The sequence below is a fragment of the Nonomuraea sp. NPDC046570 genome (assembly GCF_040645915.1).
Classification (GTDB): Bacteria; Actinomycetota; Actinomycetes; order Streptosporangiales; family Streptosporangiaceae; genus Nonomuraea.
On sequence record NZ_JBEYZF010000074.1, the window covers coordinates 1 to 15,184 of the forward strand.

General features: G+C 64.6%; 6 protein-coding genes. 1 reads left to right on the top strand and 5 read right to left on the bottom strand.

All coding sequences use genetic code 11. The features are described from left to right. Window positions 1-172 precede the first annotated feature (172 nt). Window positions 173-829, top strand: a complete 657-nt coding sequence (locus ABZ911_RS41910; protein ID WP_358069877.1) for an HAD family hydrolase — start codon at window positions 173-175, stop codon at window positions 827-829. 192 nt (window positions 830-1,021) lie between these two features. Here ABZ911_RS41910 and ABZ911_RS41915 read toward each other — a convergent pair whose 3' ends face one another. From ABZ911_RS41915 to ABZ911_RS41935, 5 genes are all read right to left on the bottom strand, one after another. After that, window positions 1,022-1,840: a tyrosine-type recombinase/integrase gene (locus ABZ911_RS41915; protein ID WP_358069880.1), complete on the bottom strand. Its 819-nt coding sequence runs from the start codon at window positions 1,838-1,840 to the stop codon at window positions 1,022-1,024. Window positions 1,841-1,882: 42 nt separating this feature from the next. Next, on the bottom strand, window positions 1,883-2,242 hold the full coding sequence (locus ABZ911_RS41920) for a hypothetical protein (protein WP_358069883.1): 360 nt from the start codon (window positions 2,240-2,242) through the stop codon (window positions 1,883-1,885). A gap of 79 nt (window positions 2,243-2,321) precedes the next feature. Beyond that, window positions 2,322-3,161 (bottom strand): IS701 family transposase, encoded by an 840-nt coding sequence (locus tag ABZ911_RS41925; protein WP_358069886.1) that lies wholly within the window; start codon window positions 3,159-3,161, stop codon window positions 2,322-2,324. Window positions 3,162-4,179: 1,018 nt separating this feature from the next. Then, the gene (locus ABZ911_RS41930; protein ID WP_358069889.1) at window positions 4,180-5,280 is read right to left on the bottom strand and encodes a WD40 repeat domain-containing protein; all 1,101 of its coding nucleotides are present in this window, start codon (window positions 5,278-5,280) and stop codon (window positions 4,180-4,182) included. Between the two features lie 343 nt (window positions 5,281-5,623). Further along, window positions 5,624-15,079, bottom strand: a complete 9,456-nt coding sequence (locus tag ABZ911_RS41935; RefSeq protein WP_358069892.1) for an RHS repeat-associated core domain-containing protein — start codon at window positions 15,077-15,079, stop codon at window positions 5,624-5,626. Between the last annotated feature and the right edge of the window lie 105 nt (window positions 15,080-15,184).

Here is a 15,184-nt window from a genome sequence, read left to right on the forward strand (position 1 = left end):
GCTGTTCTCGTTGGATCGGATTCCGATCACAGGATCACATCGACCTGCTGCGAATCTGGCCTGGTCATCCAGCAAATGGCGGCTGCCGTACTAGGACGAAGATCGTGAGACATTTGCGAGACGATCATGAGGGCTTCTGGGCCGCGATCATGAACGGATAGGCTGCCGCTTCATGCAGCGACTTGCCCTCTTCGACTTGGATCGGACGCTCATCGACCTGGACGCCGCCTTCCTGCTGTGGGCGGAGGAGTTCGCCGAGGAACATGGGCTTGGCCGCAGGGCCGTCGCACACCTGATCAAGCTAGACCGCAGCGCGGTCCCTCACCGAGAGCTGTTCTTCACCAAGGTCTGCGAGCGCTTCGACCTGCCGATCTCGGCAGAGAAGCTGTGGGCTGTCTACCGCCGACGCATGCCCCGTCTGGTTCAGTGTTACCCGGGTGCCTTGGACGACTTGGCCGCTCTCAGAGCGGACGGTTGGCTCGTGGGGATCGTCACCAACGGCACGGCGGACAACCAACTCGGCAAGATCAAGCACACGGGACTCCTTGACGTGGTGGACGGCTACGCCCTGTCCGGAGCCGAAGGCGTTCGCAAGCCCGACACCGCCCTGTTCGAGATTGCCGCGCAGCGATGCGGCGCCGGACTATCCGAGGGCGGATGGATGGTCGGTGACAACCTCGTCGCCGACATCGGCGGAGGCCGGGCAGCAGGGCTGCGCACCATATGGATCAATCCAGCCCCTCGACACAGCCACGAGCACCAGGCTGACCACGTCGCCGGCAGCATTGAAGACGCCATCCGAGTGATACGTCATGAGGCAGGGCCGTAGAACCAACCGCCGTGACGATCGCTGACGGTGGTTGATGTTCGTAGCCGGTCGGGGCGATCGCAGCCGCAGGACCTCCTTCGTCGGCCCCACGGCACCGGTGACCGTGGCTGATGTGGCTGCGTCGCTTCTCCGGCCCTGGCGCGCACAGCAAAAGGCCCCGGTACAGGGCCGGGGCCAGGGGGTAAGCAAGTCCTATATGAGGGCGTCGTTGATCTTTCCGTTGATGTGGTCCTGCTGGCCGTCCATGCACTTGGCGTAGACGCGGAGCAGCACGTCCACGCTGTGCCCCGCGCGCTTGGCGACCTCAGGAGCCGGTACCCCAGCGTTCAGCCAGAGCGAGACGGCGGCGTGCCGGAGGTCGTACGGCCTGGCCGCCAGAGACGAGGCAGCCCGCGCAGGAGTCAGCGCCAGTTTTCGTGCCTCCTGCCAGACGTAGGAATAGGCGGAACTGGAATAGGAGCCGCCCGTTGAGGTGCGGAACAGGCGTCCGTCCTTGGCTGTGCCGTACTCCTCGATGTGCTCGCGAAGGATCGCGACGAGAGTGGGCGGGATCGGGATCTCTCGCGTCTCCTTCTCCGCCCGGTGTTTGAGGCGGCGCGATTCATGAGTCTGTTGACTGTCGGTCCACCGCTTGGTGCTCTGGGGACGAGCCTGCTCCAAGAGGAGCAGGCCCCCTCCAGACTCGGGCAGCGTGCGGTTCTTTACCCGCAGGTCCGCCGCCTCCTCTGGACGGAGCGCGGCGTAGTAGACGCTGGCGAACAACGCCTTCAGGCGAGCACCACGCTTCCTGCCCACCTTCGGAACCGCGTCGAGGAGATCCCGAGCTTGAGCCGGATTGACGACAGTTCGTGGGTCAACGACGGTGACGGCTTTCGGAGGGTTCCACTTGAGCCCATCCAGCGGATTGCTGGTGAACACCTTCTGTTCCACCGCCTGCTCCAGCAGGTGACGAAGGACGGCCCGCTTACGCCGTACCGTGTTGGCTCCAGCTATGTCGCCCGCGAACGTCACGCCGATGGCATCGAGGGCTAGTACTCCAGTGACACTTCGCGATCATGATTGGGATCTGCGCTGGTAGTGGCAGCGTCGGGCGGTGGCTTGATGGTGGCGGCGCCATTGTGACCAGTGCAGAACGTGCCGGGTGGTGCTGTAGCGGGTGAGGATGAGTACGGCCAGCAGCCGGCGGATCTCGGGCATGGTCAACGCGATATGTTCCTCGTCGCATGGCCGTTGGGTGGCGGCAATGGCGGCCAGGAAGGCCAGGGCGAGCATGGCCAAGGTGATGTGCCGGTGCCAGGCAGTCCAGCCGCGCACCTGGTAGTGGTCCAGCCCGGCCTGGCCCTTGGCGGCCTGGAAGGACTCCTCCACCGCCCACCGGACACCCGCGATCTTCACCAGGGCCGTCAGCGGCATCGGCGTGGGTGCTTAGCAGCGGTAGAAGGCGAGCTCGCCGGTGGTCAGGTTACGGCGGATGAGTAACCACCGGTACCCCTCAAGCGCGGCTTCGTCGACGCGCGCCCAGGCCCAGGCGTACCAGCGCGGGCCCTTGGCGCCCTGACCGGCGCGGTAGCGGTGCCAGTGCCGATCGGCCACGTCGGCGGCGATATCGGCCGCGCTGCGGTCGATCCCGTCCAGGTTCACCCGCCGGTTGCCCGCGATCGCCAGCACGTAGCCGATCCGGCGTTGCTCCAGCAGGCCACGCAGGCGCGGGTCTTGACCCGTAAACCTCATCACCGCTCACCCACCGCGCCGACAGCCCGGCATCCAGCGCGCCGGCGATCATCTCCGCGGCCAGGACCGGCTTGGTGGCGAAGGCCGTCTGGTCGGGCACCCCGGCCTTGACGCACCGGGCGGCATCGGCCAGCCAGGAGTGTTCGGGCAGGTAGAGCCGCCGGTCCACCAGCGCGCGTCCCCGCGCTGTGGTGTAGGCCAGGAACACGCCGACCTGGCTGTTCTCGATCCGCCCCGCGGTGCCGGTGTACTGCCGCTGCACCCCGGCCGAGCCGACGCCCTTTTTCAGGAAGCCGGTCTCGTCCACGATCAGCACCCCGTCCTGGCCGAGCTGTTCGATGACATAGCCGCGCACGTCATCGCGTACGGCGTCGGCGTCCCAGCACGCGGTGCGCAGCAGGCGTTGCATGGCCTGCGGCCCGGTCAATCCGGCGTGCTCGGCCAGATTCCAGCAGTTCTTCCGCTCGAGGTCGGACAGCAGTCCACGGACGTAGGCGGTGGCGGTCCGGCGCGGCTCGATCCGGCCGAAGCGCCCGGCGACCCGGCCCATCAGGTCGTTGAAGGTGACCATCCAGCCGTCAGCGTCTACAGTGTCGGCCACGGCCATCACGCGATCTTCAGATATCTTCACAAACTCCGAATGATCGCGTGCTGGCCGCCTCTATGCGACCTCAACCAGCAAGATCGCGAAGTGTCACTGGAGTACTAGACGCAGCGTCACCGTCTCCCCCAGCGCTGTCAGCGGCAGGGAGGCCTTCTCCAGCCAGCTCAGCGCGGCGGCCTGGGATCCGGTCAGTTCGGCACGCCGGCTGTTCGGCAGGAGCGCGTGAGACCGTAGGGCCGCACGCACATCGTCTGGATTCGGTCGGCCAGGAACGTCACCCACCAGGGCGGGTAGCAGCGAGAGCAGAGCGTAGGCGTCCGTCTCGCGGGTTCTGACCGCCGAGGTCCGCCAACGGCACAGGACATAGGACTGAGCAAATTCCGGGAAGAGGGACCGGATGGCTCGGGTTCCGCCATCGACGCAGGGAGCCCGGTGTCGAGATCGAACGCCTCGCCTTCACGCGTGGCTGTCAAGAATCAACCGAGACTGGCAGCCTGTCCATCGATCGGAGAAAGCCTAGGTCAACCGAGCGAGAGCCGAATGAATGAGAAATTTCTCTACGGTTTCAAGGCCGGTCCGCCTGCGGCGACCCGGCGCGTCAGGGCGGTCGCGGGCCGCGCTGCGGCTCTTCGGCCGGTCGCGGCCAGCGCCGCCCACGCTTCGATTCTCCGCCACATTGGATCAACCTTGCGGTCGAGACAACTGGGGGATGGCTCTTCGTTGATCGCTATCTCGAGACTCGGCGCCACCCCACGACCGATCCGATGGCCGCTGAGCGTTGATCGGACCACTTGGATCGCCGGCGGGCGGCCTGTCCAGGTCACTGCTCAGCTCGTGCGTCGAGGCGCTGCCGTTGAGACCGAGGGATTGCTTCACCTCGTGAAACATCGACACTGTTTCGCAAGAGCTGCTCGATCCGCGGATTGCGTCCCTTGGAGAGCCCCACACTCTGCGCACCGATCAGTTATGGCACTGCAGACCCAGGTATTGAGTCAGGACCAGCGTGATCAACCCGTCATTCACAGGGGTCGAATTTCTCACGACCGCCGAAATATTCCGACCACTCACGGTTGCCGAGCAGGTTCTCCCAACGTTCCGGGGTGAGCATCAGCCCAGAGTCCTTTCCAGCATCGGAACAGGCATCAAGAAGCGGGCTTCCGCTGATTCCAGCGATATCCCACGAAATTGCGCCCTGTCCTGACGTTCCTATCATGGCCACATCGCCGCCATGACTAATCGCCACTTCATTCACCACCCGACTCGACTCTTTAAGTGAAGCCAAAGCCTTTGGATGAGCAGGATCCCCCAATGTCCACAGTGTCGTTAGCCCCTTCAGCGTGCTCGTAAGCGCCAAGCGAGCGTCAGGCGTAAGCGCAACAGAGTTCACCTCACGCCCATCATCAGGAAAAGATCCGACCACATCCGGCTTACTCGGATCCCGAAAATCCCAAAGGCGCACCGCGGCAGGAGGATCGCCGCCGGTTACCGCAACAAGTCCATCTGCACCGATCGCAGCGCTGTGCACGTTCTCCAATACCGCCACCCGCCTTGGGCTGGAGTAGTCGGCAAGATTCCAAACATGACCTTTTCCACCACTGGCGATTATTGCGATACGACCATCAGCGGACAGCGCCAGTCCTTGAATCCACACATTGCCATCCCGCAACACGCCGCGGCGGGTCGGTCGCGATTGATCGCGGACTGTCCACATCTCTACCGCACCGCTATCGAAGCCAGCCAAAACGAGGGCGCCGTCGGGCGTGATCGCCATATGTTGAACCGCGCTGCGCTCAGGGGAGTCGAACTCCCACTCCTTCGACGGAGTAGATTGATCGTCCAGGTCCCAGACAATCACTGCACCACTGTGATCTCCGGTGATCGCCGTACTTCCATCAGGAGTTAGCACTGCTGCGGTGACGTACTCCTTGTGCCCCTCCAGTCGCGCCCGGGGGCTCCATTGCTGGCCTGAACCTGACGACAGTAGGCGCCATACTGTCGTGCCTTGCTCCAGGTCGCCGGATATCGCGGTACGCCCGTCTCCGCTCATAGCAATTGCGCCGACATTACTAGTGCCGGCTAGTTCTTGCTTGCGCGCGGAGAGCAGGATGTCGGACAATGCCGACTCCGTGTATTTATTGGAGCTAAGTTTTACTGCGGCCGCCCCTAAGGCCAGGGCCGCAGCCGGATTCGAGTCACGTTGGTCCACTCCCTGAAGTGCCAGCTTAAGCGCACTAGCAGTTCGTTGGTCGCCGCGGCACTGCAGCACAACGATGCCAGATCCTATCAAGATGGCGCACAAAGAAGACACGACGACCCAAAGAGCCCAGGAACGTCGGCCGGCCCGATGCCCATCGTTCATTTGCAGGTCACCATTCTCCTCTGAAGCCTCACGGCTTTCCAGGCAACACGGGCCAAAAGCGCTCTGACAAACGACCAGCGAAGAGACCGTGCGCCGCCCTTCATGGCCTCGACGCCATAGGAGTAATGGTCATGAAGCCATATCTTGGGAAGTACTGCACCTTCATCCACTGCCCAGGATTACCGGTTACCTTCTTGCGCCATTCGTCATTAATCGCGGAAATATCGGCCTTTATCGCCCAGTTGGCGATGGAGGTCGTGATGCTACAGAATACTCCCGCTACGCCGGCATGCTTTTCCGCCGCAGGAAGGACGGATGCTATATCCACAGCCCCACAGGCTGCTCCCAAATCACCATCCCAGTCGTTCTCCAGCTTGTCCTTGATCCAGGCCTGGGCGGGCGAATAGTAGTCGGTGCATTGCAGAGCGGTCGGCCCCGGCTTCTTGCCTGACCCCTTCTTTAGCGGGTGAGGGGCTTGGGCGCAGACTTCAGTTGGCTCATCCCCGCATCCTTGCATTTCTTTATTCTTTATGCATTTACGGAAGAATTCGGCCAAATTACCGCAACCTTCTACGCTGGGTGCCCCAAGCGTTTTTTTGCTCTTCTGTAGACAGTCGAGCTGAATATCGGTGATCTGGTGACAGTCGGCTGCGGCCGAACCCTGCCAGAGGCATAGCTGAACATCGTGCGCGACATCAGCGCAAGTCTCGGCAGTTTGCCCATAGCCGGTCTTCTTATCAGTGAGGAATCCCGAATATCGGCACTGCGAGTATTTCTCGCGGACAAGCTCGCACTCATACTGTCCGAGCCCAGGGCGGCATTCTTCATATTGATGAGTGGCCTCCACGCATATTTTTTCCGCGTCATCCGCATAGGTGCGCCTGCACAGTCCATATTGCTGATTGCCTTCTACGCACACGTAGCGCTCATTGGTCGTCTTGCCGCGGCAGTCGCTGTAGACCTCATTTGCCTCGCCGCAAATTCTTGCGCCTACTTTGAGATAGTTGCATGCAGCGTTGACACCCTGCGTCTCGCAGTCAATCTTTTTCTTTTTGCCATCTCGACAGTTGATATAGGAATCTGTACCGGCCTCACAGGCCTCCTTCTCGCCCTGACTTGTAAAGCCCTTGACGCAATCGTCGTTAAAGGCATCCCCTTCGTTGCAGTTCTTCTTACTGTGCTTCTTCTTGCATTCCTTCATCCAGCCATTTGAACCAACGGGCGGCCCTGATTTCGTGCCGCTCTTCGTCTTCGTCTTCGTCTTTGTCTTTGCCTTTGTCTTCTTCTTCGACGCATGGCCGTCGGGATCGACCTGCGTGAGGGGATTGTCGTTGGCGTAGGTGTAGCGATTGAGCTGAACGGATGGGTCCGGGTTCTGGGTAAGGGTGTCGCGGGAGATGAAGCTTCCGGTCGTGGGCTGGTACCAGCGGGCGGCCATGTTGACCTTGCCTGTTGAGGGGTCGGTGTAGCCGCCCTGGTATCCGAGCGTGTGTACCGTTTGCCCGGTGCGGGCAGTGACTTCGCCGAAGGGGTTGTAGGCGACGGAGTCGATCAGGCTGGTGCCGGTAGCGGTGAAGGCGCCGATGAGGTCGCCGCGCAGATCGCAGAACGCGAGCTGCGCGCCCGCTCCGTCGGAGAGGCCGAGAGTACGGCCGAGGGCATCCCGCCCGAACATCGCTGTCTTGATTCCAGTGGTGTTGTCAGTGACAGCGACGATGTTGTTAGTGACCCCATCGTAGGTCATTAGCTGGGTTTTACTTCTGTAGGTGCGGGTCTCGACCCGGTCCAAGGCATCGTAATCATATTGAACGCCATCATCGTTAATGAGGCGATCGAAGGCGTCGAACTTGCTGATCCGAACTAAACCGCCGCCCTCTTCGGCCAGCGTGCCCCGAGCACTATAGGCATAGGTCCGCCCATCACCCGCGGTGAGGCGGTTCCGCTCGTCATAGCTGTAGGTCTTGTCCCCAGCCTTGATGCGGTTCCCTGCCGCGTCCCAGCCGTAGTCGGTCTTCACCCCGTCAGGCCCGGTCCACGAGGTGAGCCTGCTGGCCCAGTCGTAGGTGTAGGTGTTGGTGCCCGCGCCCGCTGTACCAGCTGTGGTCTTGGACGTCATGTTGTCGTCCAAGTCATACCCATAGCCGATCGACGCGATCAACGCCGACGAAGAGGTGGCGAGCTCGTCCTTGGTCAACCGGTTGAGGGCGTCATAGGTATACGTCCTCCGCGCACCTCCGGCGCCATAGGTCATCCCGGTAAGCCGGTTGGCCTTGTCATAGTCGTAACCGATGGTCGTAGCCGAGACTGGGTCCACAGACTGCTTCAGCCGGTCAGCATTGTCCCAGGTGAAGGTGGACGTACCCGTGGCATCTGTCCGCTCCACCAGCCGCTGGTTGGCGTCATAGGTGTAGACGTTCAGATCGCCCACCGTAGCGCTGCTGCTCTTCAGCAGTTGGCTGCGGTCATTCAACGTGAACGTCAGATCATTGGCGGCGATCATACGCCCGGCCAGGTCATAGCCGAAGGTCTTATCCTCAGTTGCCACCTCGGCGCCGGAGCCGGCTTGCTTGATGAGCCGGTTCAACTCGTCGAAGACGCGCTCTACGCGCACCCCGCCCGGCGCCACGCTGGAGACTGGATTCCCACCTGCGTCATAGCTGACAGTCCAGGTGCGATCGGCAGGGTTGGGATGTTGCGCCGTCTGCGGCTCGATGACCGACTCGACCAGACCGAGACTGTTGTAGCTGGTATAGGTCGAGTGCCCTCGGCCGTCGGTCGACCTGGTCTGCGCGTCGGCGGCGTCGTAGCCGAACGAACTGGTGATCTTCTCGCTAGCCGAGATCGGCTCGACCAACTCGGTCAACCTGCCCACGGCGTCGAACGCCCGCGTAACCGTATGCCCGTTGCCCGACGTGCTGGTGATCGGATTGCCTGCCAGGTCGTAGTCGACCTTCTTCGTCCGAAGCAGTGTGCCGGTGGCGTCCAGCTCACGCGTCTCAGTCTTGCGACCCGCGAGGTCATAGACAGCCTGAGAGATCAGCCCGAGCGCGTTGGTGGTCGTGGTCGGCCGCCCGGCCAGGTCGTATCCGAACGTGGTGGCGTTACCGAGCCCATCGATGTGCTTGATCAGTGCACCCGTCGCGTCGTACTCACGTGTCGAAGAATCTCCAGTCGGCCTGGTGGTCCTGGTCAACCGGTCGGCGTCGTCGTAGGCCAGCTTGGTGACATAGATGCCCTGAGTCGGCTTGCGCTCGATCGTGCTGAGCGTGATCTGCCTGCCCAGATCGTCGTAGGTGGACTCGGATCGAGCCCCCGTCGGGTCAACCGTCCACAGCGCCTCACCGAGCAGGTCGTAGCCAAAGGACCAGGTCCCGGCCGCCGCTCCTGCCGCCGCCGGATCGGTCACCCGCACCTTGCGGCCCAACGCGTCGTAGGTGGCGACAGTGCTCTGACCGCGCGGGTTGGTCACCTTGATCAACTGGCCGGCGGGGTCGTACTCGGCATGCGTGGCCGGGGTGATCGGCTGACCGCCAGGTGGCGTGTAGGTGGGCGCGGTCTGCGTGACCATACGACCGGCACGGTCGTATGCCACCGAAGTGGTACGCCCTTCCGGATCCACTTGATGCGTACGCTCACCGAAAGTGCTGTAACCCACCTTCGAAGCGGGCCGCTCACTGACCGGCGCTCCCCCATGACGTTCCACCTGTACGGCAGGCATCTGCAACAGGACCGGCAACCCCAGCGCGTTGTAGGACACCGAGGTGGTGAAGTCGGCCGGATTCGCGCCCGCGGCGTTCCCACGCGGATCGGTCACCGCGGTGACCAGGCCACGATCATCAACGGTCATCGTGGTCACCAGATCAGCACCGTCGTTGTGGACGGTCTGCCAGATCGGCTGGTTCAGCACGTCATAGTCAACCTCGGTCACTTCAGTACGGCTTGCGCCCGCCCCGGTCCTGGTCATCTTGATCGCGTTACTGTTGGCGTCGTAGACGAAGGCCGTCCGTCGCGCCAGCGTGTCGGGGTCGACCACCTGGGAGGTGACCCGACCGGCTGCGTCATAGACCGCTTCTACTCGTGTCGTGCCGCCCCCGGTAATCTGGCGGGTCATCTGCCCAGCGGCGTCGTACGTCCTCGAATCCAGCACGACGTCCCGGCCGACGGTGGAGTCGTTGAGCCTTGCTCCCTTGGCGACCGCTTCGAACGGCAGGTCGTCGGCGTAGTAGGTGTACGCCGTGGTACGCCCTATCGCATCGGTCTTGGACGCAAGCCGGCCGGCCAGGTCATAGGCGATCGACTCCAGCACCACATCCCTCGCCGCCTCCGGCGCCAGCGGACTGCCAGTCCACCCCTTCAGCACCGTGGTGGCCTGCTGGCCGCGCGGAGTGTAGGTGTAGGCGACAGTCGTACCACGTGCGTCGGTGGAGCTGATCTTCTGGCCCTTGTGGTCGTAGGCGAATTTCTGCACTCCGCCCTCAGGGTCGGTGATTGTCTCCTGCCGGCCGTAGGTGTCGTAGGTGACGCTGGTCGTCCGCGCCGCGTCCCCGCCGGTCAGATCCTGGTTGGTCTCGCTGAGCACCAGCCCGTCGGCGTCATGGGTGGCCGACCAGCGCAGCGTGTGTGTCTTGCCGGTGATGTCGTTCTTCAGGCCCGGCCCGGTCTTGGTGAGCACCCTGCCCAGCCTGTCGTAGGTGATCGTGGTGGTGACACCCTCAGGATGCGCGTCGGAGATCTCCGTGCTGGTGAGCATCCGGCCGAGCGCGTCGTGGGTGTACTTCTTGACCAGCCCCGACGGGCTCTTCTCCTCGATCAGATCACCGGACGCGGTGTAGGCGAAGGTGGTCTCGTTGCCCTTGAAGTCCCTGGCGGACTTCACCAACCCGGCCAGTGTGCTGCCTCCGCCGACTGCCGGCTCGCTGCCGTCAGTGTAGGACTTGATCGAGGAACGGCCGACCGGGAAGTCGGCGGTGACCGGGGTCGTGACCTTGGTCTCCTCGCCAAAAGTGTTATGCGTCCACGAAGTCTTGTAGGACTCGTCCGTCGCCGAACCTGACCGCGCGTCACGCTGCGCGACCTTCACATCGTTACGCGGATCGAACGGCTTATCCACGTCCACGAAATAGGAGTAGTACTCCGTGTAGCACTTGTCCGCGCTCCGGCACGTCTTCCTCGACAGAAGGTTCCCGCGCTCGCTGTACGCCAGCTCCATCGCGTTGCCGTTGGCATCGATCACCTTGGCCGGGTAGCCGCCGATGTCATAGGCCCACTTGGTGGTCGCCCCGACCTGGTCGGTCTGCGACACCTGCCGCAATCCGCGCTGCGCGTCAGCCACATAGGTGACCACACCGTTGTGCGGGTCGGTCACCTTCACCGTCATGAACGTCGACAGCGTCGTCTGCTTCTCGTACACCGGGTCCGACAGCGTCCACTTGCCGCCGTTGGCGTCGGTGTGCGTGGCCAGCCGCCCCCCATCGGGATTGTAGGTGTTGACCGACCAGGCCCGCCCCGAAGGCAACGTCACCTGGGTCAGCTGCGGCTGCGGCGTCATGGCCGCAAAGTGGCGCTGCACGGCGGCGGCCGACAGCGGCTTGCCGTACACCGCGACCTCATCGATGTCGCCGTTGAAGGGGAAGACCGCGGACGCGCTGGTCGTGTACGGCCAGGCCGGAGAGGCGTGGCCGGAGCCGATCCGGGTCACCCTCATGTCGCCGTGGTCGATCGTCCCCGTCAGGGTGCCCACGGGGACGCCGTCCAGGTAGAGCGTCTGGGCATGCTCCGGCGGCGTCAGGCTGCTGGCGGGCTTGGTCTCCGTCGCCGACAGCACCACGTGGTGCCAGCCGCCGTCGTTCACCGTCCCGGGGGAGGTGATCGGCGTGTACGCGATGGTGGAGGGTCCGGTGGAGAACTGGCCGCGCAGCTTGCCGTCGGTGCCCACGTAGACCAGGGGGATGGACGAGGACGTGTTGGTGGCGGGCCAGGATGGCGTGTCGTCAGCCTTGCCCTGCATGCCGATGATCGTGCCGGAGGCGGTGGTCTTGAACCACGCCTCGACCGCCACCTCGCCACCCTGGGCGTTGACGGCGTCGGGCGGCAGCTGCACGTAGGTCGAGGTCGCCGCGCCCTTGAAGCGCATCGCGGTGTCCGGGGACCCGGTCAGCGCGCCCGGAACCCGGGTGACCAGGTCGGCCGGGGTCGTGCCGGCCAGCTTGGCCTGCTCCTCGGTGATGTTCCAGCCCGCCGCCGAGACCACCGGGGTGCCGGTACGGGTCTCGGCCTCGTTCAGCCGGTAGTAGTAGTCCGGCCGCGAGTCGGTGATCACGCTCTTGTACCGCGAACCCGCGGCGTAGGTGTAGGTGTTGCAGGCGGTCGCGGAGGTCGGCGGGCAGACCTTGGTCAGCTGGTCGCCGTCGTAGGTGTAGGTCCAGGTCAGCGGCGAGCCGTCGACCGGGTCGGTGGACACGCTGGCCACGTGGTTGCCCTGCCAGGTGAAGGTCAGCGATCGGCCGCCGACCGCGGTCACCTTGGTCAGCTTGCCGTCGCCGCCGCGGGTCAGCTCCTGCGCCCGCCCGCGATGGTCGGTGATCTTGACCAGGCGGCCGGCGGCGTCGAACCAGTAGGAGGTGGCCGACTTGTCCATCAACCGCCAGCCACCCGCCTGCTCGGCGGCCAGGGTGGCGAAGGTGCCCTGCGGCGGAGCGTAGTTGCCGTTGCCCGTCGGGGCGAAGCGCATCTGCTCTCCGCCGGGGTAGGTCACCAGCAGGTTCCCGGTCGGCTCCGGCTCGATCCGCATGTCCCAGCGGGTCGTCCACCCGGCGCCGAACATGCCGTCCGTGCGGGGGTCGAGGCTGTTGTAGGTACGGCTGACCGACAGCGGCGGGCCGACCACCGCCACGGAGGCGTCGGTCGCGGTGTGGGCGTAGTTGCCCGAGGTGTGGTTGAACTCGCGGCCCTGCGTCCCCGCAGCCAGCAGGCCGTTGATGTTGCCCTGTTCGACCACGGGGGTGAAGGTCCGCCAGGAGGAGGTCACGGTGGTGTAGGTGGTGGCCGCCTTGGCCATCCACGAATACGTCTCACCCCACTTCAGGCGCCTGTCGTTGACCTGCCAGGTGCCCTCCTTGGACCACTCCTGGGAGGCCTCCGCGGAGTCCTTGCACCAGCGCCAGTTCGGCGCGGAGCCCGCACAGATCTGGAACCAGTACTTGACCTCACCCTTGTTGAACGGCCGTGCGCTCGCCGACAGCACCGGGCTCAGGGTGCCCACCTGGCTGTTGTCGGACGGGGAGAAGGTCTCGAACGGCAACGCCGCCACGGTGGCGTAGATCCACTCCGACCACGGACCCGACACGCCGGAGGTGGTCGTGGCCCGTGCGCGCCAGCGGATCTGCCAGCCGTCCTTCAGCTTCTCGGCCGGGACGACCGCCCAGGCGTTGCTCCCGGAGGCGTGGTCCTTGTCCGAGGAGCCGGACCAGATCTGACCCGTGCCCTGGTCGGGCTTGGCCGGGTCGTGCTCCACCTCGACGTTGAGTTTGGCGGACCGGTTCTCCGGGTCGGTGACCTTGGCGTACATCCACGGGGTCAGGGATTCCGCCGTCCATGACGTGGCGCCTCGGATCGCCGGGCTCATGCCGAGGCCGTCGATGCTGGGCTTGGTGAGGTCGACGGTGGCGTTCTGCCAGGGTGACCAGGCGGCCTCGACACCGGTGGTGGTGATGCCGCGCACCCGCCAGCGGATCTTCATTCCGTCGGTGAGTTTTCCGGCGGGGACCTGCACCCAGGCGTTGCCGCCGGAGGGGTAGGAGGTGGTGCCCTTGCCGGACCAGATGATGCCGGTGCCCTGGCTGGTGGCGGCAGGGTCGTGCTCGACCTCCGCGCCGAGGAACAGCTTCGCCCCTGCGGGGTCACTGACCTGCCCGTACAGCCATGGGGTGACTGAGGCGAGCGTCCAGGTGTCGGTGCCGCGGGTGGCGGGGACGGCGCCGAGGCCGTTGCCCGCTGTACCGCTGACCACGATCGTGGCCGTCTGCCACTGCGACCACGGGCCTGCCACCCCAGTGGAGGTGGAGGCACGCACTCGCCAGCGGACCAGCCAGCCGTCCTTCACCTTGCCAGCGGTAACTGCGGGCGTCTGCAACCAACACCTGCTGACGGTGGAACACCCGGTGGTGGACAGTTCTCCGGAGCCGGACCAGATCAATCCCGTGCCCTGTGCGGGAGCAGACGGATCGTGCTCGACCTGAGAGTCCAGCCGAAGAGTCCGCGACTCCGAGTCGACGCCATAGGCGGAGAACGACGGCTGGGCGGACGACACGGTCCACAGCCCCGACATCGACTGGCCGGGGGACGCCGACAGCTCCGACACCACCGGCTTGGAGGTGTCGACCCGTCCGGCCTGCCATTCCGACCACGGACCCGCCACTCCAGTGGAGGTGGAAGCACGCACGCGCCAACGGATCAGCCAGCCGTCCCTCAGCTTGCCCGCGGTTACGGCAGGCGTCTGCAGCCAGCATCTGCTGGTGGTGGAACACCCGGTGATCGACAGCTCCCCGGAGCCGGACCAGATCAGGCCCGTGCCCTGGCTGGCGGCTGACGGGTCGTGCTCGACCTGTGCCTCCAGGCGAAGCGTCCGCGACTCCGAGTCGGTGCCGTAGGCGGAGAACGACGGCTGAGCGGAAGGCAGTGCCCATAGTCCGGAGGTGAGCTGCCCTGGAGAGGCAGACAGCTCCGACACCACCGGCTTGGACACGTCCACCCGCCCGGCCTGCCACTCCGACCACGGACCCGCCACCCCGGAGGAGGTGGAGGTACGAATCCGCCAGCGAATCAGCCAACCGTCCTTCAGCTTGCCCGCGGTTACGGCAGGCGTCTGCAACCAACACCTGCTGACGGTGGAACACCCGGTCGTGGACAGATCACCAGAACCAGACCAAATCGCTCCCGCGCCCTGCCCGGCAGCCGACGGGTCGTGCTCGATCTGCGTGTCCAGCCGAAGCGTCCGCGACTCCGGATCAACGCCATAGGCGGAGAACGACGGCTGCGTCGACGGGAACGCCCACAACCCGGACACCGACTGACCCGGAGAAGCCGACAACTCGGAGACGACAGGCTTGGAGGTGTCGACCCGCCCGGCCTGCCACTCAGACCACGGGCCCGACACCCCAGTCGAGGTGGAAGCACGTACGCGCCAGCGGATCAGCCAGCCATCCTTCAGTTTGCTCGCCGTGACCACGGGAGTCTGCAGCCAACACCTGCTGACGGTGGAACACCCGGTCGTGGACAGATCACCAGAACCAGACCAAATCGCTCCCGCGCCCTGCGCAGGAGCCGACGGGTCGTGCTCGATCTGCGTGTCCAGCCGAAGCGTCCGCGACTCCGGATCAACACCGTAGGCGGAGAACGACGGCTGCGTCGACGGGAACGCCCACAATCCCGACGCCGACTGACCCGGAGAAGCCGACAACTCGGAGACGACAGGCTTGGAGGTGTCGACCCGCCCGGTCTGCCACTGCGACCAGGGACCGGCCACCAGAGCACCCGGAGATTCGGTGGACTGCACCACCGCCCGGACCCGCCACCGGATGAGCCAGCCGTTCTGCACTCCCGACGCGGAGGGAGACATATGCGAAGAAGAACACGGCTGTCCGGTGAAGCAGGTCTGCCCAAA